Origin of the sequence: Sphingomonas kyeonggiensis (assembly GCF_014196745.1) — a bacterium.
In the GTDB taxonomy this organism is placed as follows: Bacteria; Pseudomonadota; Alphaproteobacteria; order Sphingomonadales; family Sphingomonadaceae; genus Sphingomonas; species Sphingomonas kyeonggiensis.
Window position 1 is genome coordinate 1,006,738 of the sequence record NZ_JACIEH010000002.1, and the last position, 22,491, is coordinate 1,029,228.

Here is a 22,491-nt window from a genome sequence, read left to right on the forward strand (position 1 = left end):
ACGATGCGAACCATGATGCTTGCCCTGCTGCTTTCCGGCGCGGCGACCGAAGCCCTGGCCCAGCAGGCACCGGCGACCCGAGCGGATGCCACCTATACCGGTGGCGACATGATCACCCGCTGGGGCCGTGAGGTGACGCCCGAGAATGCCTGGCGCAGCTATCCGCGCCCGCAGCTCGAGCGGGAGAAGTGGCTGAACCTCAACGGCCAGTGGGACTATGCCATCACGAAAGCGGCGGCACCGATGCCGCAGCCGACGCAGATGGACGGTAAGATCCTGGTGCCCTTTGCCGTCGAATCCCGCCTGTCGGGCGTGGCGCGCAAGGTGCAGCCCGAGGACCGGATCTGGTATCGCCGAAGCTTCAGCGTGCCCGCCGACTGGGCCGGGCAGAATGTGATGTTGAACTTCGGCGCGGTCGATTTCGAGGCGCATGTCTGGGTCAACGGCGCGGTCGTCGGGGCGCACAAGGGCGGATCGAGCCGCTTCGGCTTCGACGTCACGCCCTATCTGAAGCCCGGCACCAACGAGCTGGTGGTGCAGGTGGCGGATCCGACCAGCGCCGGCAGCCAGCCGCGGGGCAAGCAGCTGCTGAACCCGGACGGCATCTGGTACACACCGGTCAGCGGCATCTGGCAGACCGTATGGCTGGAGCCGGTGCCCGCGCTCCATATCGCCGATGTGCGGGCGACGCCGGACATCGATCGCGGCACGGTGGAAGTCGATGTCGCGCTCTCGGCCTGGGCGAGCGATACCGATGCGGTGCGCCTCAGCGTGCGTTCTCAGGGCAAGACGATCGGATCGACGATCATCCGCGCCAATCGCCATGCCAGCATCGCGATCCCCGATGCGCATCTCTGGTCGCCCGAGGACCCGTTCCTCTACGACCTGGTCGCCGAGCTGGTGACGGTGCGCGATCCCTGGGCCGACCGGAAGGAGCGCGACCGCGCCGCCTATGACTCGCGTTTCACGGTGGGCGAGAGTGCGGCCTATGCCGCCGCGCAGGTCGACGGCGCCGCCCGCGACACCGCCAAGGCCTATTTCGCGATGCGCAAGGTCTCGGTCGGGCCGGGCAAGGTGCATGGCCAGCCGGCACTGCTGCTCAACAACAAGCCCTATTTCCACAATGGCGTGCTCGACCAGGGCTGGTGGCCGGACGGCCTGCTGACCCCGCCGTCCGAAACCGCGATGCGCTACGACCTGGAGTTCCTGAAGAAGGCGGGCTTCAACATGGTCCGCAAGCACATCAAGGTCGAGCTGGACCGTTATTATTACGACGCCGATCGCATGGGCATGCTGATCTGGCAGGACATGCCCTCGGGCGGTGGCGAGGACCAGTTCCTCGCCGGCACCAGCCAGAGCCAGGCGGTGCTGTCCTCTGATGTGATGGCCCAGCAGCAGTTCGAGCTGTCGCACATGATCGGCGATTTGCGGGCATTTCCGTCGATCGTTCTGTGGGTGGTGAACAACGAGGGGTGGGGGCAGTATGATTCCGCCACGCTCACCAAGTTCGTGCGCGGCATGGATCCCAGCCGGCTGGTCAATTCGGACAGCGGCTGGCTGGACGTGGCGGGCCGCGACTCCGACGTGTTCGACATCCACACCTATGAGGACGTGCCGCACACGCCGGCACGCCACAGCGACCGCGCCATCGTGCTCGGCGAATATGGCGGCGTCGGCTGGCCGATCGAGGGGCATCTGTGGCGCAACGACAAGCGCTGGAGCTACCAGGTCACCACCGATTCCAACGACTATCTCGCCCGCTATCGCCGCAAGTTCGACGAGGTGGTGCGGCAGGCCAGGGAGAACGGCCTGAGCGCGTCGGTCTATACCCAGACGACCGATGTGGAAGGCGAGATCAACGGCCTGCTCACCTATGACCGCGCGGTGGCGAAGGCCCCGGCCGAGGCGTTTGCCCGGATGGCGGCACCCTTGTGGGACAAGCCGGCCGCGGCGGCCAAGGAAGTGCCGCCGCCCAGGAAGCGCAAGCGCGGCTCGTAAGGGCGCAAACGTGCAACAGCTGGTCGGGATAACGCCACCAGCGCAACCGGATACAATTGACAAATTGATTTTAGTATTCTGATTTTGGAGCGCCTCAAGGGAATACCCAGGGCGCATAACCTCGGGCCAGAGTCTGGCCCGAACTGGAGAGGGAATAGGGGATGACTTTTCGCGCACGCACGCCATTGGCCGGTCGTAACCGGCTGATATGCCAATTGCTTGCATCGGCCAGCCTCGCGATCATGGCGAGCGGTGTGGCCCATGCCCAGGATGCCGCCCAGGCCGGGCAGGATGCCGGGCAGGCGCAGCAGGATGCGGGTGCCCAGGCTGGCGACATCGTCGTCACCGGCTATCGCGGCTCGATCGAGAAGAGCCTCAACCAGAAGCGCGAGGCCAACGCGTTCGTCGACGTGATCACTGCCGAGGACATCGGCAAGTTCCCGGACAAGAACGTGGCGGACTCGCTGCAGCGCGTCCCGGGCATCATCATCGATCGCGATGGCGGCGAAGGCAGCCGGGTGAGCATCCGCGGCCTCTCGTCCGACCTGACGCTGACCGAGCTCAACGGGAACTTCATCGCCTCGGCCGACAGCGGCGATCCCTCGCGCTCGTTCAACTATCTGCTGCTGCCCTCGACGCTGATCGGCAGCGTGGAAGTGTTCAAGTCGCCCGAGGCGCGCCTCGATGAAGGCGGCGTGGGCGGCGTCATCATCAACCACACCCGCAAGCCGTTCGATCTCGCGCCCTGGTCGGGCACCGTCTCGGCCGAAGGCACCTATGCCGACGTGACCAAGAAGGTGGAGCCGAACGTCTCGGGCCTGCTTTCCTGGCACAATGAGGAGAAGACGCTCGGCTTCCTGGTCGGCGCCACCTATCAGGTGCGCACCAACCGCTCACTGAGCTCGTCGGGCGACAGCTGGCAGTGGTGGACCGACAGCAAGGCCGCCGACCCGGCGACAGACGTCAACGGCAAGACCTTCGCCAATGATTCCGCGATCTCCTATTGGAACAGCGGCAACAATGCCGGCCAGACCACGCGGGACGGCAAGCACTATAGCGGCTATTGGGCGCCCCAGTCGGTCGCCGAGACGATCACCGACCAGAAGCGCAAGCGGCTGGGCATCCAGGCGACGGCGCAGATGAAGCCGTTCGACAATTTCGAGGTGACCGCCAATTATTTCCGCTTCCAGCTGAACGGCGACTACACCCGCAGCACGATCAAGATCCCCGAATGGGGCTTCGGCAATTTCTTCACTGGCGCGACGTTCGACAAGAGCGGCACGATCATGACCGGCGCGAAGTTCGAGGTCCCTCCCGAGGGCACGGGTTGCCGCGTTCCGGGCAACATGTGCACCATGGAAACCCCGGCGCCGCAGGATACCTATGTCCGCGAGAAGAGCGTCTCCAACACCTATGACGTGCGCGGCAACTGGGAAGTCGGCCACCTGAACGTCGACTTCGTGTTCGGCAAGACCAAGGCCACCGGCGGTCCGTCGTTCCAGTTCTACGCCCAGGCCAAGCCGCGCAACGGCACGGTCAACGGCAACGCGCTGAGCGCGTGGAACTTCACCGATCAGTCGATCGCGATGCAGTTCTCGCCCAACGTGATCCAGAACATGCTGAACGGCGTGGCGCAGATCGACCTTGGCTCGACGGGCTCGGGCTTCACCAACAGCTCGATCTCGCAGCGCTATGCGCAGGTCGATCTCACCCGGAAGTTCGACTCGCCCTTCTTCGACTCGATCCAGCTCGGTGCGAAGTGGCGTGACGGCCGGGTCCACCGCGAGACCGGCCGCTTCGAATGGTATTCGGACGCGGCGAACACGCTGCGCTTCCAGGATACCGCGGGCGGCGCGCTGGCGAAGCCCGAGATCTTCTACCCGGGCTCGCTCGGCAACATCGCCGGCGGCTTCGAGACGACCGCCTTCCCGGCGATCAACATCCGCAAGTACATCGACTATCTGAACGCGACCTATAACGGCCCGGTCCGCGTGCCCGAGCCGCAGAACCTCTACGACATCCGGGAGCGGATCTGGGCGGGCTATGGCCAGCTGAACTTCAAGACCAGCAACATCCGCGGCAATATCGGCCTGCGCGTGGTCAACACGAAGCAGGACGGCACCTCGACCGACCGTATCACCTATGAGAACGAGTATTGCGTGAACGGACCCGGCGGCCCGTTCGACCCGAACAAGCCGGTGGGCGCCGATGGCAACTGCTCGGTGATCCCGGAATCGCAGCGCCAGGTCCGCGTGTTCAGCCCCAATTCGGAGGGCAAGAGCTACACGGACTTCCTGCCGAGCTTCAACATCTCGTGGGACGTGACGCCGAACCTGCTGCTGCGTGCGGCGGCATCGAAGGTGATCGCACGCCCGGGCTATGGCGATCTGGCGGGTGCACGCTCGCTGACGTTCAACTCGGACGCGTTCGTGTTCGACCGTGCCCAGTTCGGCGCCCGTGCCGGCTGGTTCGGTGATGGCGGCAACTTCAACCTGAAGCCGTTCAACGCCTGGCAGTATGACTTCGGCGTGGAATGGTATTTCCACCGCGGCTCGGTGCTGGGCGCGACGCTGTTCCGCAAGGACGTGAAGGACTTCATCGTCCCGGTGGTGATCGACCTTCCGCAGGAAGTCGCCGGCCAGACCGTGACGGTGCAGCAATATGCCACCCAGGCCAATGGCACGAGCGCGGTGTCGCAGGGTGTCGAGCTCTATGCCCAGCACACGCTGGACTTCGGCCTCGGCGCGCAGGTGAACTTCACCTACAACGACACCTCGCAGGCAGACGTGTCGCTGAACGGCACCAAGCTGGGTGAATCGGCGCTGGTCGGCAGCGCCAAGACCCAGATCAATGCGTCGATCTTCTACGAGCATGGCCCGATCCTGGTCCGCGCCTCGTACAATCGTCGCGGCGAAGTGGTGCGCGGGTTGTCCTCGGGCCTGAACGTCTATGACGATCCGTACGAGCAGGTCGATCTCAACGCTGCGGTCGACGTGTTCAAGAACTTCCAGATCACCGGTTCGGTCATCAACCTGACCAAGTCGGAACAGCGCCAGCACCTGGGCAACGACACGAAGGACCGCTTCATTTCGAACGTCTATTCGGGGCGCCGCTTCTATCTGGGCATGGCGTACAAGTTCTGATCATCGAGTGAGTCAGCCCCCTGACTCAGGAGGTGGCCCATCCTCCCCCCGGGCCACCTCCACCCCCCTTACCGGGGAGCGAGACGAGGGCGACAATCATGCTGCCGCTGGACCTCACGGGGCCCGGCGGCACATGATTAGGGGGATCGAAAAGGGGATCGTCGCGTGAACAAGATTCGGGCGGGCATCATCGCCGCCACTGCCATGCTGAGCGCGGGGCTCGCCTGGGCGCAGAACCCGATCGTGCCGGGCTGGTATGCCGATCCCGAGATCCGGGTGTTCGACGGCAAATACTGGATCTACCCGACCTATTCCGACGATTTCGGCACGCCCGACGTGACGAAGCGCTTCACGCCGCACCAGACGGAGTTGCGCAAGCAGAAGACAGTGCGCCCGTCCTATGTGCAGCAGACCTTCTTCAACGCATTCTCGTCGCCCGACCTGGTCAACTGGACCAAGCACAGCCATGTGCTCGACGTCGAGAATGTCGCCTGGGCCGGCTATGCGATCTGGGCGCCCACCGTGCTCGCACACAAGGGGCGCTACTACATGTTCTTCAGCGCCAACGACATCCAGAGCGATGCGGAGGTCGGCGGGATCGGCCTGGCCGTGGCCGACAAGCCGCAGGGGCCGTTCAAGGATGCGCTGGGCAAGCCGCTGATCGGCAAGTTCCACAATGGCGCGCAGCCGATCGATCCGTTCGTCTACCGCGACGACGACGGCAAGGTGTACCTGTTCTACGGCGGCTGGAAGCACTGCAACGTGGTGCAGCTGAGCGACGACCTCCACTCGGTCGTCCCCTTCGCGGACGGGAGCACCTATAAGGAGATCACCCCGCCCGGCTATGTCGAGGGATCGTTCCTGATCAAGCGCAAGGGCGTCTATTACCTGATGTGGTCGGAAGGCGGCTGGACCGGCCCGGACTATAGCGTGGCCTATGCGACGGGGCCGACCGCGCTCGGGCCGTTCACGCCCAAGGGCAAGATCCTCGAGCAGGACTTCAAGATCGCGCGCGGCGCGGGACACCATTCTGTGGTCAACGTGCCCGGCACCGATGACTGGTACATCGTCTATCATCGCCGTCCGCTGGGCGACGAGAAGGGCGAGCATCGCGAGATGGCGATCGACCGGATGGAATTCGCCGCGGACGGCTCGATCAAGCCGGTGGTGATGACGAATGAGGGCGTGAAGCCGCGGCCGTTCAAGGCGCGGTGATCAGCGCAGCTACGAAACAGAGCAGGGGAGTATCGGATTGTGAGGAAGTTCATCGGCGCGTGCTGCATTTCGGCAATGCTGCTCACCAGTGCGCTCGGCACGACCATGGTACCGGCGCTGGCACAGACGGCGGAGCCCGCCCTGGTCGACCTGATCAATCCGCTGATGGGCACCGACAGCAGCTATGAGCTGTCCTATGGCAACACCTATCCGGCGGTGGCCGTGCCCTGGAGCATGAACTTCTGGACGCCGGTCACCGGCAAGATGGGCAATGGCTGGGGCTACACCTACAGCGCGCACAAGATCAACGCGATCAAGCAGACGCACCAGCCCAGCCCCTGGATGAATGACTATGCCGCGTTCGGCCTCTTCGCCGAGACCGGCCCGCTCAAGGTCAAGGAAGAGGAGCGCGCCTCCTGGTACAGCCACAAGGCCGAGGAAGCCCGCGCCTATGGCTACAAGGTCTATCTCGCCGATTATGACGTGACAGCCGAGGTCACGCCGACCAACCGCGCCGCCAGCTTCCGCTTCACCTTCCCCAAGTCCGACGATGCGCACATCCTGATCGACGGCTATGCTGGCGGATCGATGGTGAAGATCGATGCCGCGAACCGCCGCATCATCGGCTATGTCCGCAACAACCACGGCGGCGTGCCGGACAATTTCCACAGCTATTTCGTCGCGCAGTTCGACAAGGATTTCGAAGTCAGCCGCACCTGGGACGACAATGGCCAGGTCTCGGGCGCCGCTGCCAGCGAAGGCGATCATGTCGGCGCGGTGGTGAGCTTCAAGACGCGGGCTGGTGAGCAGGTCAACGTCAAGGTCGCGTCCTCCTTCATCAGCCCGGAGCAGGCGGCGCTCAACCTCGACCGCGAGATCGGCAAGGACAGTTTCGACCAGACCCAGGCCAAGGCGCGCGACGTGTGGGAGAAGGAACTCTCCAAGGTCCAGGTGAGCGACCCGAACCTCGACAATCGCCGTACCTTCTACTCGGCGATGTACCGCATGTTGCAGTTCCCGCGCATGTTCCATGAGGTCAACGCGGCAGGCAAGACCGTCCACTACAGCCCCTATGACGGCAAGGTGCACGACGGCTTCCTCTATACCGACAACGGCTTCTGGGACACGTGGCGCGCGGTCTTCCCCTGGTTCGCGCTGATGAACCCGGAGCGGGACAGCGAGATCATGCAGGGGCTGGTCAACACCTACAAGGAATCCGGCTGGCTGCCCGAATGGGCGAGCCCGGGGCACCGCGACGTGATGATCGGCTCCAACTCGGCGAACCTGATTGCCGACGCCTATCTCAACGGCGTGCGCGGCTTCGATGTCGAGACGCTGTACGAGGCGATGGTCAAGAACGCGACCACCTCGGAAGGACGCCCCCGCGACAAGCGCGGCAACGTCGTCGGCGCGGTCGGACGCGAGGGTGTCGAATATTACAACAAGCTCGGCTACGTCCCCTATGACGTGGGCATCAATGAGAATGCCGCGCGCACGCTCGAATATGCCACCGCCGACTTCTCGCTCTCGCGCCTCGCCGCCGCGCTGGGCAAGACCGAGGATGCGAAGAAATACGCCGCGCAGGCGCGGAATTACCGCAAGCTGTTCGACCAGGAGAGTGGCTGGATGCGCGGCCGCAACCAGGACGGCAGCTGGTCCACGCCGTTCAATCCCTACAAATGGGGCGACGCGTTCACCGAGGGCAATTCGCTCCACTATAGCTGGTCGGTGATGCAGGATGTGCAGGGCCTGATCGACCTGATGGGCGGCGACCGGAAGTTCACCGACCGGCTGGATTCGATCTTCTCGACCCGGCCGATCTTCGACGACAGCTATTATGGCCAGGTGATCCACGAGATCCGCGAGATGCAGATCGTCAACATGGGCCAGTACGCCCATGGCAACCAGCCGATCCAGCACATGATCTACCTGTACGACTGGGCCGGCCAGCCATGGAAGGCGCAGGCGCATGTCCGCGATGTGATGAAGAAGCTCTATTCGGCTGCGCCCGACGGCTATCCGGGCGACGAGGACAATGGCCAGACCTCGGCCTGGTATGTCTTCTCGGCGCTGGGCTTCTATCCGGTGACGCCGACGTTGGGGCAATATGCGATCGGCAGCCCGCTGTTCCGCAATGTCCGCCTGACGATGCCGGGCGGCAAGGTGCTCAACATCGAGTCCGCCAACAACAGCGACAAGAATGTCTACATCCAGTCGGTCACGCTCAACGGCAAGGCGCACGACAAGCCCTGGTTCTCGCGCGAGGAACTGCAGGGCGGCGGCACGCTGCGCTTCGTGATGGGGCCGAACCCGAACACCAAATGGGGCATCGCGAAAGCCAATGCGCCCTTCTCGATGAGCGCACCGGTGGCGCGCTGAACAACCAGAACAGGAGAGGGTGATGAAGCGTCGTGAGGTGATGATGGGGGCAGGGGCGCTGGCGATGTCGGCGGCCCTGCCGATGCGGGCAATGGCGGGGGTAGGGCAGGCGGAGGGATTCGAATCGAAGCGGCCGCCGGTCGGTCAGCGCGGGTTCGTGAGCAAAGCGGTAGAGGCCGAGATCAAGGCGGTGAAGGCGAAGATCGCCGATCCCGAACTCGCCTGGCTGTTCGAGAATTGCTACCCGAACACGCTCGACACCACCGTCCGGCTCGGCACGGTGGACGGCAAGCCCGACACCTTCGTCATCACCGGCGACATCGATGCGATGTGGCTGCGCGACAGCTCGGCGCAGTTGCAGACCTATGTCCATCTGACGCCCAAGGACGCCGATCTGCGCCGCGTCTTTCAGGGCGCGATCCAGCGCCAGGCGCGCTGCATCCTGATCGATTCCTACGCCAACGCCTTCACCCCGGACCCGACTGCCAAGTCGAACCTGTCGGCGGTGAACGACAAGACCGACATGAAGCCGGGCGTCGCTGAGCGGAAATGGGAGATAGACTCGCTCGCCTATACGATGCGCCTTGCCCATAGCTACTGGATCGCGACGCGCGACAAGACGCCGTTCGACGCGCTCTGGGCACAGGGTGCGGCGCGGGCCGTTGCGACCTTCCGCGAGCAGCAGCGCAAGGACGGCCCCGGTCCGTATCATTTCCAGCGCGTCGATCCTTCGCCGACCGAGACGCTGATGTTCGGCGGCTTCGGCGCGCCGACGCGCAAGGTCGGGCTGATCCATTCGGGCTTCCGCCCGTCGGACGACGCCTGTGTCTTCCCCTTCCTGATCCCGTCCAACCTGTTCGCGGTCTCCGCGCTCAAGATGCTCGCCCAGGTGCACAATGAGGCCCGCGGCGACACCGCGGCCGCGCAGGATGCGCTGGCGCTGGCGAACGAGGTGCAGGCTGCGCTCGACGCCCATGGCAAGATGCCGGACGGGAAGGGCGGCGAGGTCTGGGCGTTCGAAGTCGATGGCTATGGCAATGCGATCTTCATGGACGATGCCAATGTCCCGAGCCTGTCGGGCCTGCCGCTGCTCGGCGCGGCCGACAGGCGTGACCCGCTCTATGTCCGTACCGCCGCGCTCGCCTGGAGCGATCGCAATCCCTATTTCTTCAAGGGCAAGTTCGGCGAAGGGATCGGTGGGCCGCATATCGGCATGGACATGATCTGGCCGATGTCGCTGATTACGCGAGCCCTCATCCATGACGATGACGCGACCGTGATGCAGTGCCTCAAATGGCTCAAGGCCTCGCATGGCGGCACCGGTTTCATGCACGAGAGCTTCCACAAGGACGATCCGGCCAATTTCACGCGGAGCTGGTTCGCCTGGGCCAATGGCCTGTTCGGCGACCTGATCCTGGACGTCGCAAAGCGCAAGCCCGCGCTGCTCGCGCAGAAGCTGTAAGGAAGGGCAGGAACCCATGATCACCGCAAATCGCCGCCAGTTGCTCGCCGGAGCCGGCACCCTCGCCCTCGGCACCGCGCTGCCGCATGTGGCCAGCGCCCAGGGCGCGGCCGGGCCCGGCAAGCCGAACCTGTTCATCGGTACGGGCGGGCACGGCCATACCTTCCCGGGCGCCTCGCTGCCCTTCGGCATGGCGCAGCTGAGCCCGGATACCGACAATGCGCGCTGGGATGCCTGCTCCGGCTATCATCGCAGCGACACCTCGATCATGGGCTTCTCGCACACGCATTTGTCAGGCACCGGCATCGGCGACATGCTCGACGTGCTGGTGGTGCCGACGCGCGGGGCGCTGCAGCTCGATCCGGGCACGCTCGAGAACCCGGACACGGGCTATCGCCAGCGCTTCTCCGAGGAAGCGGCGGAGCCCGGCTATTACCGGGTGAAGCTGGAAAGCGGCGTGCTCGCGGAGCTGACGGTGACCGAGCGCACCGGCCTGCACCGCTATCATTTCCCCCAGGGCGCCGGGCACATCCTGATCGACTTCGCGCACATGATCCGCGACGTGTGGGACAAGGGCGTCACGCTCGACAATGCCTCGCTCGCGATCGATGCCAACGGCATGCTCACCGGCAGCCGCCGGGTGCACCGCTGGGCCAAGGGCCGGATGATCCACTTCGCGATGCAGCTGTCGCGCAAGCCCGACCGGGTCGAGTTCTTCGGTGACGACAACAAGCCGGCGGCCAAGGGGGCCGCTTCGATCGAGGGCAATCGCCTGAAGGTCGCATTGTTCTTCGACGAGGCGGGCGGCGCGCCGATCCAGATCAAGACCGGCATCTCCGCCGTCGATGTGGCCGGGGCCAAGGCGGCACTGGCCGGCGAGGCGCCGGGCTGGGATTTCGATGGCGCGGCGACCAGGGCGCGGCGCCTCTGGGCGAAGGAACTCGACCGGGTCCGCGTGACGGGCGGCAGCGAGGACCAGCGCACGATCCTGACCAGCGCGCTCTACCACTGCTTCCTCGCGCCGACGCTCTTCACCGATCGCGATGGCCGCTATGTCGGGATGGACGCGCAGGTCCATCAGGTGCCGGCAGGCGAGTCCTCGTTCAGCACCTATTCGCTGTGGGACACCTATCGCGCGCTGCATCCGCTGCTGACCCTGGTGCAGCCCGATCGTGCCGCCACCTTCACTCGCGACCTGATCCGCCAGACCCAGCAGAGCCCCTATGGACCGCCGGTCTGGCAGCTCCAGGGGATCGAGACCGGCTGCATGATCGGCTGGCACTCGGTCTCGGTGCTGGCCGAGGCGCATGCCAAGGGCATCAAGGCCGATTACGCCGCCGCCTGGCCGAACATCCGCCGGCGCGCCTTCGATCGCGACTTCAAGGACAGCGACGGCTCGCTGGGCCGCGGCTATTATTACGACCTGGGCTATATCCCCGCCGAGAAGATCTGGGAGTCGGTCAGCCGCACCCAGGAATATGCCTATGACGACTGGGCAATGGCGGTGCTCGCCGATGCGGCGGGCGCGAAGGACGACGCGGCGGCCCTGCGCAAGCGCAGCCTGAACTATCGCAACGTGCTCGATGCCTCGACCCGCTTCGCCCGGCCGAAATTCTCGGATGGCAGCTGGTGGGCCAATTACGACCCGATCCAGATCGGCCACGACGTGAAGAAGCACCGGGATTACACGGAGGCCAATGGCTGGCAGGCGACCTTCCTCAACCAGCATGACGTGCACGGCCTGATCGCGCATTTCGGCGGCGATACCGCGTTCGTCGAAAAGCTCGACGCGTTGTTCAACGCGCCCTCCACACTGCCCGAGAATGCACCGCCCGACATTTCCGGGCTGGTGGGGCAATATGCGCACGGCAACGAGCCGAACCACCATGTCGCCTATCTCTACGCCTATGCCGGCGCCCCGGCGAAGACCCAGGCGATGGTGCGTCGCCTGTGCCTCGAGATGTACAAGAACGATCCGGACGGCGAGATCGGAAACGACGATTGCGGCCAGATGAGCGCCTGGTACGTCTTCTCGGCGCTGGGCTTCTATCCGGTCGATCCGGTCAGCGCGCTCTATGTGTTCGGTTCGCCGCTGTTCGACCGCGTTGAAGTCGCGCTGGGCGGCGGCAGGACGCTGCGGGTAGTGGCGAACGGCAATGGCGCCGACCGGCCGTACATCCAGTCGGTCCGCTGGAACGGCAAGCCGTGGACGAAGAACTGGATCGCCCATGCCGATCTGGCGAAGGGTGGCGAGCTGGTGTTCGAGATGGGCGACAAGCCGTCGCGCTTCGGCACCGCCAAGGCCGATCGGCCGCCGTCCTTTGGACGGCCGGCCTAAAGCCTAGGCGTCCATCTCCGCGTCGGCGCTGCCCTGTGCCTTCCACAGGGCGCCCGGCTTGGGCAGCAGGAAGTGGCTGAACGGCAGGATCGCCGCGCCCACCGCCGGCGCATCCTCCGACAGCGCGGCGCGGGCCACCGGCGCCACCGCCGGCAGCTGCGGCGCGCGTTCGCGCATCAGCGCGTCGGTGCGGGCCGCCAGCGCATCGAGCTGCGCGGTGGGAAGGCGCCCGCCGAGCAGCACCACTGCGGGGTTGATCAGGCAGTTCACCGCGTCGAGCGGCACGGTGAGCTGGTGCGCGGCACGCTCGGTCCAGTCGGCGATGCAGTGCTGCACCGAGGCCTCGGGCGCGCGGCCCCGCGCATCGGCCAGCGTGTGGCCGGCCGCCTCGAGGCTGCGGGTCAGGCCGGAGAGGGAGACCAGCGACTGGATCTGCTCGCCGGTCTCGCCCTGCGCGCGCATGAAGCCCAGCTCGCCGCTGCGCCCGTCGGCACCACGGATATAGGTGCCGTCGATCACCAGGCCGCCGCCCAGGCCCGATGAGAGCAGGATGTAGAAGAAGCTGTTGTTGCTCTGGCCATGGCCGAGCTGCATTTCGCCCATCGCGGCGGCGGCGGCGTCGTTCTCGACGAATACCGGCAGGTTGAACGGCTCGTCGAACAGCGCGGCGATGTCCGTGCGTTCCCAATCGGCATAATTGGCCGGGCGGCCGGGCAGGTCGACCAGCCCGAGATCGTCGGGCATCGCCACGCCGAGGCCGACGACCTTGGTCACGTCGACATCGACGCGGCGCAGCATGTTGCGGATCGAGCGGCGATAGAGCGCGCGCACCTGGGCGGGCAGGGCGAAATCGACTTCCTCGGTCGTGCGGGTCAGCGTCTCGCCGGAGAAGTCGACCAGCACGATGGTGATGTGATCGCGGTCGATATTGACGCCGATCGAGTAGCAGGCGTCGCGCTTCACCACCAGGGCGGTCGGCGGCTGGCCGCGCCCGCCGCGGCGCTGGCCGGCTTCCTCGATCAGCCCGTCCTGCAACAGCCGCTTGGTGATGTTGGCGATTGCCGGGCCGGTGAGCCCGGTGATCCGCGCCAGCTCGACGCGGGTCAGCGGACCCAGAACGCGGATCGCGTGGAGCGTCACGCGCTGGTTGTGATCGGCGGCACGTTCGAGATTGGTACCGGAAAGGCGCGGCCTGGCGCGGCGGGCATTGCTCGTCATGCCAAGCTCATTTCCATCACGTGCCATCATTTCCCTTCGAGCGCCCCCTCCAGCCGCTCCAGCGAAATGCCGCGCGTTTCAGGGAAGTATCGCCAGACTATGACAAACTGCACCAGCATTGCAGCGGCGAACAGCCAGAAAGGCAAGGCCTGCGTATATTGTGCGACAATCGGGAAGCCGAAAGCGAGAAGCGCGTTCATGCCCCAATGGGTCGCGCTGCCGATCGCCTGGCCCCGGGCGCGCACCGCGGTGGGGAAGATCTCGGACAGATAGACCCAGATCACCGCGCCCTGCGACACCGCGAAGAACAGAATGAACAGGATCAGCGCGGGCAGCAGGAATATCTGCCCCTGGCCGAGAGTGTAGATCGTCGCGACTGCCGACAATGCCACTGCGGTGCCGATCGCGCCGATCAGTAGCAGGAGCTTGCGGCCGACCCGGTCGATCACCGCGAGACCGAGCAGCGTCGCGAACAGGTTGGCGACGCCGATCGCCACCGCCTGCAGGTCTGCCGACACCGCGCTGAACCCCGCGGCGGCGAAGATGTCCCCCAGGTAATAGAGGATCGCGTTGATGCCCGAGAGCTGGTTGAACAGCGCCAGGGCGATCGCGAGCAGGATCGGACGGCGATGTAGCGCCCAGCTGATCCGGGCAGGGCCGCTCGGGGTAACCGCAGCGGTGAACTGGGCGAGGAGCGTTTCGGGATCGCCCATCCGCAACGTGCGGATCGCGGCACCGGCCTCCGCCAGGCGTCCGCGTTGTGCAAGCCAGCGCGGGCTGTGCGGTATGCGGAGCAGAAGCAGCAGGAAGAGCAGGGCGGGCGCGGCGGCCACGGCCAGCTTGATCCGCCAGGCCAGATCGCTGTCGATCGCGCGGGCGATCAGGAAGTTGCTGACATAGGCGGCAAGGATACCGATCACGATGCTGAGCTGGAACAGCCCGACCAGTTGCCCCCGCCGTTCGGCCGGGCTGACCTCGGCGATATAGACCGGCGCGAGCACCGAGGAGCCGCCGATCGCGAGCCCGCCGACGAAGCGGAAGGCGACGAGCATCGCCAGGCCGCCTGCCGCTGCCGAACCGACGGCCGAGACGATATAGGCGCCGGCGATCCAGTAGAGCATCGTGCGGCTGCCGAAGCGGTCGCCAGGCGGCCCCGCACCCAGCGCGCCGACTAGGGTGCCGACCAGTGCGGCGGAGACCGCCGCGCCCAGTTCGGCTGCGCTCAGGTGGAAATTGTGGCGCAAGGCATCGGTAACGCCGGCGATGACCGCCGTGTCGAAACCGAACAACAGGCCGCCCAGGCTGGCAGCGCCCACGGCCGATCGATTGAGCGTGCTCGCTCCCTTATCCATCGCAGACCCCTCTCCGGATCATTGAATTATCTAATTTGAAATATTAATGCAGCGGGAGCGCGTGACAATAGCCTTGTATAGATATGCGCCAAGTTATTGATAGGAGAGGGGAATGCAGTCGCTATCCGGTCTGGGCGCAGCAGCGCGGGCTTTCTTGGCGTGACGATTCCCGATGCGCGATCGGTGCTTCGGGCCGGAATCGAACTGGGCGGAACCAAGTGCGTAGCCACATTGGCGAGCGGTCCGGACGACATTCGCGACCAGCGCACGGTGCCGACCACCCGGCCGGACGAGACGCTGCCGGCGATCCTGGCGATCCTGCGCGAGTGGGACGCGGGCGAGGGTTTCGCCGCGCTGGGCATTGCGTCCTTCGGGCCGATCGACCTCAACCCGCATTCCCCCAGCCACGGCCAGATCCTGGCGACGACCAAGGCGGCGTGGCCGGGCACCGATGTGCTGGGCATCCTGTCGGCCCCCTTCGATGTGCCCGTGGGCTTCGACACCGATGTGAACGGTGCGGCGCTCGCGGAGATGGCCTGGGGCTGCGCGCAGGGGATGGACGATTTTGCCTATGTGACGGTGGGCACCGGCGTGGGGGTCGGCCTGGTGGTGCACGGCCTGCCGACGCGCGGCTTCGCGCATAGCGAGATCGGGCACATGCGCGTGCCGCGCCTGCCCGGCGACGACCAGCCGAGCTTCTGCAGCTTCCATGACGATTGCGTGGAGGGGCTGGCCTCGGGCTCGGCGCTGAAGCTGCGGCTGGGCGGCCGGCCGGCGAGCGAGGTGGGTGCGGACGATCCCGTCTGGGCACCGGTCGCCCACACGCTGGCGATGATGTGCCATGCGATCGTCTCCTCGACCGCGCCGCATCGCATCGCGATCGGCGGCGGCGTGGTGACCGGGCAGTCGCACCTGCTCGGCCGTATCGAGGCCGATCTCCGCGCCAGCCTCAATGGCTACATGACCTTGCCGGACGACGGGCCGTACATCGTGGCACCCGCGCTGGGCGACAAGGCGGGGCCGCTCGGTGCCATCGCCGTCGCCGATCTGGCACTTTCCAAGTCGAGGAAATGAGGTTCGAGGGTCGGGCCTTGCCCTGACCTGAGCCTCCAGTTGCGCGCGGCGATCGGCCTTGGGCGCCGGCCAGTCGCGGAACAGGCCCGGCGCCTTGGGCTCCAATGTGCCCGGTTTGCCGGCGGCTCGGCCGCGCCCACCTTTTTCGCAGGCCCGCCTCTCGTTAACGCCGCGACGCATTTCAGCGCGCAGTGCTTCTCGGGCCCGGCCGACGTGGCGCTCGACCGATGATCCTATTTATCATATGAAGCGATTGGGGTGCACGACACTCCCCCAACCAAGACAATGATGGAAAGGATCATGATGCCGGACAATCTCAAGCGGATGTCGCGCGGCCGTGTCGCCCTGGCGAGTTGCCTGCTGGCAGGCAGCCTGTGGGCGCAGGCTGCCTCTGCGCAGACCACGCCGCCGGTCGCGGTGCCGCCCGGTGCGCCCGAAACCCCCTATGTCGATCCCGACAAGGCCTATCTGTTCGCGCACATGACCAGCGAGCATTACGGCGTGCTCTATTATGCGGTGAGCATCGACGGGCTGCACTGGCGCGCGCTCAATGGCGGCCAGCCGGTGTCGCAGGATTATCATGGCCACGCGTCGATCGCGAAGGGGCCGGACGGGCGCTATTATCTGGTGGGAAACAGGAGCGACGGCGACAAGCTGATCCGCTTCTGGAGCTCGACCGACCTGATCCACTGGACGCCCTACGGCACCTATGAGCCCAAGCTGTCCAACATCCCCGGCCTGCCCAATGCCCTGCAGCGCATCGGCGCGCCGAAGCTCTATTTCGACGCGCCCTCGGGCAATTTCCTGCTGACCTGGCACACGCCGACCGTGCCGGGTGTTCCCGACGATCCCGAGCGCTACTGGGCGAGCCAGCGCACGCTCTATGTGCAGTCCAGGGACCTCAAGACCTTCGCCGCGCCGCCCAAGCGGCTGTTCAACTGGGACATGGCGACGATCGACACGTTCGTGCGGCCCAATGACGACGGCAAGGGCTATTGCGCGATCATCAAGGACGAGCGCTATCCGTCGTACAACTGGACGACCGGCAAGACGGTGCGGATCAGCTGCGGCCCCACGCTGCTCGGTCCCTATCCCGAGCCGGGCGCGCCGATCAGCCCGAACTTCCGCGAGGCGCCGACGCTGATCCGCGCGCCGAACAACCAGGACTGGCTGATGTATTACGAGCAATATGCCGGGGCGAGCTATGGCCTGTCCAAGGCGCCGCGGCTCGAGGGGCCCTGGTACCAGGTCTCCGGCAATTCGCGCGTGCCTGCATGGGATCGCTTCTCGATGCCCGAAGGCTTCCGGCACGGCTCGATGGTGGAGATCAGCCGCAAGGAATATGACGCGATCGTCGCGGCATTCCCCGAGAATGCGCCCGGCAAATAGGCAAAAAATACCCCCGGGCGGCGGTGCCGTCCCGGGGGTAGTCAGGGATAGGATTTTCCGGATCAGTTGTAGAGCGTCACCTGCGTGGTCACGCTCGTCTTGATCGCGGCGTTGGTCGTGTCGGTCGCCGTGATCGTCGCGGTGTATTTGGTGGGAACCGGCGGCGAGACGATCGCCCCCGCACTGTCCCCCCTGCTGGCGTTGCCGCACCCGGTGAGCGCCAGGACCGCGGCTAGCGACAGTACGCCGACCGCGCTGCGCAGCGCCGAGAAGAGCAGCATCAGCGGTGCGGCGCCGACCAGCGCCAGGGCGGGCATGCTCGCAAAGCCGAAGCTGCCGCCCGACGACGATGCCGACGACGATGCCGACGCCGTGCCGGTGCCCGAGCGCAGGGTGAGCTTCGCCGTCTGCGCCGCGGCGCCGGCGAAGGTCAGCGTGTCGCGATCGAAGCTCGCGGTGCCGTTGAAGCCCGGGATCGAGACGGTGAGCTTCAGCGTGCCGAGATAGCCGCCATTGGGCGTGACGGTGACGTTGCCGGTCGAGCTCTGGTTGAGCGAGACGCCGATCGCGTCGGCACCCAGCACCAGCGTGGGCGACGAGGCATAGGTCGGCACCTTGCCGAAATAGACGCGGCAGACATTGGACGAGTCATAGTCGGTCGTCAGGCCGAACAGCGTCGTGCCACCCGCGAGCGGCAGGAGTGGCGGCGAGTAGTTCTGGCAGACATTGCTGGTGCCGGTGAGGCCGGCGATGGGGGCGGGGGCCGCCATCGTCTTCCACTTGCCGCTGCCGTCGGCGGTATCGTTGTAGAACACCACATTGCCGTTACCCGAACCGATGCCCGAGGCACCGCTTTCGATCTGGCCGATCAGGAAGATGCGGCCATTGGGCAGGCCGGGAACGGGCGCCCAGGCGACGGTGGGCGTGTGGAGGAACCAGTGGCCGTCTTCGCTCTCGACCCGGGTGCCGACGCTGCCCGCCGGGGTCCAGTTGATGCCGTCGGGCGAGGTCTTGTAGAACACGGTGCAGCCCGCCGGACCGCACAGCTCGAAGGTCATGAAATAGCGGCCGCTGGGCAGCTTGCGGACCACCGCCATGCCGGGGCGATCGGCCTGGACGCCGCTGGCCACGGTACGGACCGGGGCGCTCCAGTTGATCCCGTCGGTCGACGTGACCTGCTGGAGCATCTGCGAGAAGCCGGTGACGGTCTCGTCCGAGTAGAAGCAGACCAGCGCGCCATTGGCGGCGATGGTGAATTCCGGCTCCCACAGGCCGCCGCCCGAGCGGTTCACGGTGCCGGTCGCGCAGTTGGAGAGATAGGACCAGGTCGCGCCGCGATCGGTGCTCTTGTAGATACGGAGCTGCATCGGCTGGGCCGGGGTGTCGCCACCCACCGAGCCGGCCCAGAGCAGGGTGCCCGCGGACAGCGCGCCGACCGTCTGGGGAAGCTCGTAGAGCGTGCCGCAGCACAGGCCGCGGGCGAAGAGCGGATCGGTGATCGTGCCGATCTGGTTGAAGGTGGTGCCGTTATCGTCGCTGGCATAGATCGGCTGGGCGCCGACGCCGCCCGGGAAGGCAGTGAAGCTGACGACGATCCGGCCGTTGTTCGCCGGGGTCGCGTTGTGACTGAGTTGCACGGCGCGCGGATACATGCCCTGGGCGAGCATGGTGCGCTGGGCCAGCGCGGGCATGGCCCAGCCGGCTGTGAGGAACGCCAATATACACAGGAGTCGCGGCAGCATGCCGCGCAGCAATGACCTCATGGGTTTTCTCCCCTCCATCCGGCTTGGGCCGGCTCTGTTGGTTCCGCGCACACGAGGGAATCGCCGCCCGCTAGCGCGGCCGACTAAGTGCGCCACAAAGAAGCGTGCGTCAATAAATATGCTAAATAGGATAAACCCGTGTAATCCGTTTTAACCCAGGTAAGGGACAGTGTGTGTCCTGCGTGCCACAGAGGGGAGGGCTCGTTCCCCCTCCCTCAAGAAATGGGCTTGTGGGCCGTTTTGTGGTCCGCTATTTATGAATGATAATATTAATGAGGGCACGAGCAACCCGTGCCCACGCTCCGGAGGGGAAAAAGACATGAAGTCCCGTTCTATCGCCTTGAAATCAGCCACTGCGATCGCGCTCGTCCTGTGCGCGGCGCCCGCCTTTGCGCAGGACGCGAGCAGCCAGAGCGCGCTGCAGGCCGAGTCGCAGGACGAAGGCGAGATCATCGTCACCGGCCAGCGCGCCAGCCTCGGCGCCGCCGCCAAGATCAAGCAGGACTCGGCCAATGTGGTCGACTCGATCGTCGCCGACGATATCGGCAAGTTCCCGGATCGCACCGTCGCCGGCGCGCTGCAGCGCGTTCCTGGCGTACAGGTGACCGTAGGCGGCAACAACGAGATCGTCGCGCCGATCATCCGCGGCCTTGGCGACATCCTCACCACGCTCGACGGCCGCGAGATCTTCACCGGTGTCGGCCGCGGCTTCGCCTATCAGGACCTGCCGGCCGAGGCGCTGGCTGGCGCTGACGTCTACAAGACCAGCTCGGCCAATTTGATCGAGGGCGGCGTGGTCGGCGCGATCGACCTGCGCCTGCACAAGCCGTTCGACTTCAACGGCTTCACCATCGCCGCCAATGCGCGCGGCATCTATTCGAAGAACACCAACGAAGTCACGCCGATCGCCGGCCTGCTCGTCTCGGATCGCTGGAACACCGGCATCGGCGAGATCGGCGCGCTGCTCGACGTTTCCTATGCGAGCACCGACTTCAACCGTCCGATCGCGTTCAACTGCGACTATCGCAGCGGCAATCACGGGCCGAACCCGGTCGCCGGCGGCTCGGCCGGCCTGGCGGCGCCGACCTGTGTCGGCGGCCTGAACAACGAAGGCAATTACCGCCGCATCCAGACCAACGGCGCGATCCAGTGGAAGCCTTCCGACAACTTCCAGCTCGACCTGACCGGCCTCTACACCAGCTATGTCTCCAAGTGGGCGAGCATCTTCCTGATCGACGACCTGTTCGGCGGGCCGTTCAGCAACGTCCAGGCGACCAGCGACTGCAACGCCTATGATGTGGGCGCCGACGGCTTCTACGCCAATCCGTACAAGGCCGATGGCACTCCCAATCCCGCCGTGCACCGCGAGAATCTGTGCACCGTGAAGAGCATGACCGTGGGCAGCCATGGCGGCTTCACCAGCACCCAGGCGCACAACGACCGCACCGACCTGTACCTGCTCGCCCTGGGCACCAAGTACACCGTCGGCGCGCTCGAGCTGAAGGGCGACATCTCCTATCAGAGCTCGAACATCCGCAACCAGAACTTCATCCTGGACACGCTCAAGGTGGGCGGCGGCATGGTGAGCACGATCACCAATCTCAACGACAATGGCGGCACGGTCTATTCGTCGCCGGGTCTGAGCAATCCCGTCGGTTTCGGGCTTTCGCCGCTCAACCAGGATTCGATCCGCGACAAGGGCAGCGCGTTCGCCGCCAAGTTCGACGGCACCTGGAAGATCGGTTCGTTCCTCAAGGAGATCCAGTTCGGCGCGCGCTATGCCGATCACAAGGCGGACCACCAGCAGGCCGTGATCGGCACCTGCGGCACGGTTTGCGGGACGCTGATCACCGCGGTTCCGTTCCTGCCGGCCGACTTCATGATCCACAGCTCGGGCATTCCCAGCGTGAACAACGGTCTTGGCGTCGTCGCGCCCGACCAGGACATGCTGCGCGATCCGAACATCCAGAACCAGCTGCGCAAGCTCTATGGCCTCGCCGAGGGTTGGCCGGCCTTCCAGCCGGAACGCGCCTTCAGCGCCCAGGAGAAGACGCTCTCCGGCTATGTCCAGCTGGCCTATGACATCCCGCTCGGCGGCGCGCTGTCGATCGACGGTCTCGTCGGTGCGCGCTACACCCACACCAGCCGCGACATCAACGGCGCGGCACTGGTGACGCCGGCGGCGACTCCGGCCAACCCGACCCCGGCGCCGGTGGTGACGCCCTACAGCGCCTCGACCGACGACAACGACTTCATGCCCAATGCCAGCGCCCGCATCCGCTTCGGCGGCGGCCTGCAGGCGCGCCTGAGCTATGCCAAGGCGATCGCGCGTCCGTCCTTCGGCTCGCTCAACCCCGGCCTGAGCTATCTGATCTCGACCAACATCCTGATCCTGCCGGCCGGCAGCGGCGGCAACCCCGACCTGAAGCCGCAGAAGTCGGACAGCTTCGATGCGACGCTGGAATATTATTTCGGCCGCGACAGCTACATCTCGGTGGCGGGCTATGCCAAGGACATCACCAACCGCGTGATCAGCCAGAGCCAGGTCGAGACGATCAACGGCTTCGACTACAACATCACCCGCCCGCGCAACGTCGGCAAGGTGACGCTGAAGGGCATCGAAGTCGCCGGCCAGGCGTTCCTCGACTTCCTGCCGGGCCCGCTCGGCGGCCTGGGCATCATGGCGAACTTCACCCTTGCCGACAGCGAGATCAAGAAGGACGTCGATGCCCGCATGATCGGCCAGGCGATCGGCGGCGTCTCGAAGTACAACTACACGGTCGGCGCGCTCTACGAGAAGTACGGCGTCACCGGTCGCGTGGTCTACACCCACCGTTCGAGCTATTATGACGAGATCTATGGCGGCACCACGATCCGCCCGGCCACCGGCCCGATCACGTCGCTCCAGCCGAACCCTCTGGTGCTCAACATGGTCCGTCCGGGCGGCCGCCTCGACGCCAGCCTGGGCTTCGACGTCGCCAAGGGCATCACGCTGAGCGTCGACGCCACCAACATCACCAAGAACAACTATCGCAGCTATTATGGCCGCCCGGAATTCCCGCGCGACCGCCGCTATGACGACACCACCTATTCGGTCGGCGTCTCGGCGAAGTTCTGATCCTCAAGACGAAGCCGGCCCTGCGCCGGCTTCCCCTGGCAA

12 protein-coding genes are annotated in these 22,491 nt (G+C 65.7%); 9 read left to right on the top strand and 3 right to left on the bottom strand.

Going from position 1 to position 22,491, the window contains the following annotated elements; genetic code table 11:
- Positions 1-3 precede the first annotated feature (3 nt).
- The 6 genes from GGR46_RS13455 to GGR46_RS13480 all read left to right on the top strand — a co-directional run bounded on the left by GGR46_RS13455 (position 4) and on the right by GGR46_RS13480 (position 12,535).
- Entirely contained in the window at positions 4-1,998 is a 1,995-nt protein-coding gene (locus GGR46_RS13455; protein ID WP_246426076.1) for a glycoside hydrolase family 2 protein, read from the top strand.
- A gap of 161 nt (positions 1,999-2,159) precedes the next feature.
- Positions 2,160-5,141, top strand: coding sequence for a TonB-dependent receptor (locus GGR46_RS13460; protein WP_183998450.1), 2,982 nt, complete (start codon positions 2,160-2,162; stop codon positions 5,139-5,141).
- A 165-nt stretch (positions 5,142-5,306) separates the two neighbouring features.
- Positions 5,307-6,356 carry a glycoside hydrolase family 43 protein gene (locus GGR46_RS13465; RefSeq protein WP_343058154.1) on the top strand — a complete coding sequence of 350 codons (1,050 nt, stop codon included), beginning with the start codon at positions 5,307-5,309 and terminating at the stop codon, positions 6,354-6,356.
- A 36-nt stretch (positions 6,357-6,392) separates the two neighbouring features.
- Positions 6,393-8,735, top strand: coding sequence for a GH92 family glycosyl hydrolase (locus GGR46_RS13470; protein ID WP_425506568.1), 2,343 nt, complete (start codon positions 6,393-6,395; stop codon positions 8,733-8,735).
- Between the two features lie 22 nt (positions 8,736-8,757).
- A complete protein-coding gene (locus tag GGR46_RS13475; RefSeq protein WP_183998451.1) occupies positions 8,758-10,197 on the top strand; it encodes a glycoside hydrolase family 125 protein in 1,440 nt (479 codons plus the stop codon).
- Positions 10,198-10,213: 16 nt separating this feature from the next.
- Positions 10,214-12,535, top strand: a complete 2,322-nt coding sequence (locus GGR46_RS13480) for a GH92 family glycosyl hydrolase (protein ID WP_183998452.1) — start codon at positions 10,214-10,216, stop codon at positions 12,533-12,535.
- Between the two features lie 3 nt (positions 12,536-12,538).
- Here the strand turns inward: GGR46_RS13480 and GGR46_RS13485 are convergent, their stop codons facing one another.
- Positions 12,539-13,753: an ROK family transcriptional regulator gene (locus tag GGR46_RS13485; RefSeq protein ID WP_183998453.1), complete on the bottom strand. Its 1,215-nt coding sequence runs from the start codon at positions 13,751-13,753 to the stop codon at positions 12,539-12,541.
- 26 nt (positions 13,754-13,779) lie between these two features.
- Positions 13,780-15,105, bottom strand: coding sequence for a sugar porter family MFS transporter (locus tag GGR46_RS13490; RefSeq protein WP_183998454.1), 1,326 nt, complete (start codon positions 15,103-15,105; stop codon positions 13,780-13,782).
- Positions 15,106-15,264: 159 nt separating this feature from the next.
- Between GGR46_RS13490 and GGR46_RS13495 the strand changes: the two genes are divergently transcribed.
- On the top strand, positions 15,265-16,179 hold the full coding sequence (locus GGR46_RS13495; protein WP_183998455.1) for an ROK family protein: 915 nt from the start codon (positions 15,265-15,267) through the stop codon (positions 16,177-16,179).
- Positions 16,180-16,467: 288 nt separating this feature from the next.
- Positions 16,468-17,568, top strand: coding sequence for a glycoside hydrolase family protein (locus GGR46_RS13500; RefSeq protein ID WP_246426077.1), 1,101 nt, complete (start codon positions 16,468-16,470; stop codon positions 17,566-17,568).
- 62 nt (positions 17,569-17,630) lie between these two features.
- On the opposite strand, the gene GGR46_RS13505 is transcribed toward GGR46_RS13500, so the two are convergent.
- Positions 17,631-19,286 (bottom strand): sialidase family protein, encoded by a 1,656-nt coding sequence (locus GGR46_RS13505; RefSeq protein ID WP_183998456.1) that lies wholly within the window; start codon positions 19,284-19,286, stop codon positions 17,631-17,633.
- A gap of 364 nt (positions 19,287-19,650) precedes the next feature.
- Here GGR46_RS13505 and GGR46_RS13510 point away from each other — a divergent pair, with 364 nt between their 5' ends.
- Positions 19,651-22,449, top strand: coding sequence for a TonB-dependent receptor (locus GGR46_RS13510; RefSeq protein ID WP_183998457.1), 2,799 nt, complete (start codon positions 19,651-19,653; stop codon positions 22,447-22,449).
- Positions 22,450-22,491 lie beyond the last annotated feature (42 nt).

Bases quoted from the DNA above. Each gene is read 5' to 3' on its own strand.
- GGR46_RS13480 (WP_183998452.1), top strand. From the start codon at position 10,214: ATGATCACCGCAAATCGCCGCCAGTTGCTCGCCGGAGCCGGCACCCTC.
- GGR46_RS13460 (WP_183998450.1), top strand. From the start codon at position 2,160: ATGACTTTTCGCGCACGCACGCCATTGGCCGGTCGTAACCGGCTGATA.
- GGR46_RS13455 (WP_246426076.1), top strand. From the start codon at position 4: ATGCGAACCATGATGCTTGCCCTGCTGCTTTCCGGCGCGGCGACCGAA.
- GGR46_RS13485 (WP_183998453.1), bottom strand. From the start codon at position 13,753: ATGACGAGCAATGCCCGCCGCGCCAGGCCGCGCCTTTCCGGTACCAAT.
- GGR46_RS13490 (WP_183998454.1), bottom strand. From the start codon at position 15,105: ATGGATAAGGGAGCGAGCACGCTCAATCGATCGGCCGTGGGCGCTGCC.
- GGR46_RS13500 (WP_246426077.1), top strand. From the start codon at position 16,468: ATGGAAAGGATCATGATGCCGGACAATCTCAAGCGGATGTCGCGCGGC.
- GGR46_RS13475 (WP_183998451.1), top strand. From the start codon at position 8,758: ATGAAGCGTCGTGAGGTGATGATGGGGGCAGGGGCGCTGGCGATGTCG.
- GGR46_RS13510 (WP_183998457.1), top strand. From the start codon at position 19,651: ATGAAGTCCCGTTCTATCGCCTTGAAATCAGCCACTGCGATCGCGCTC.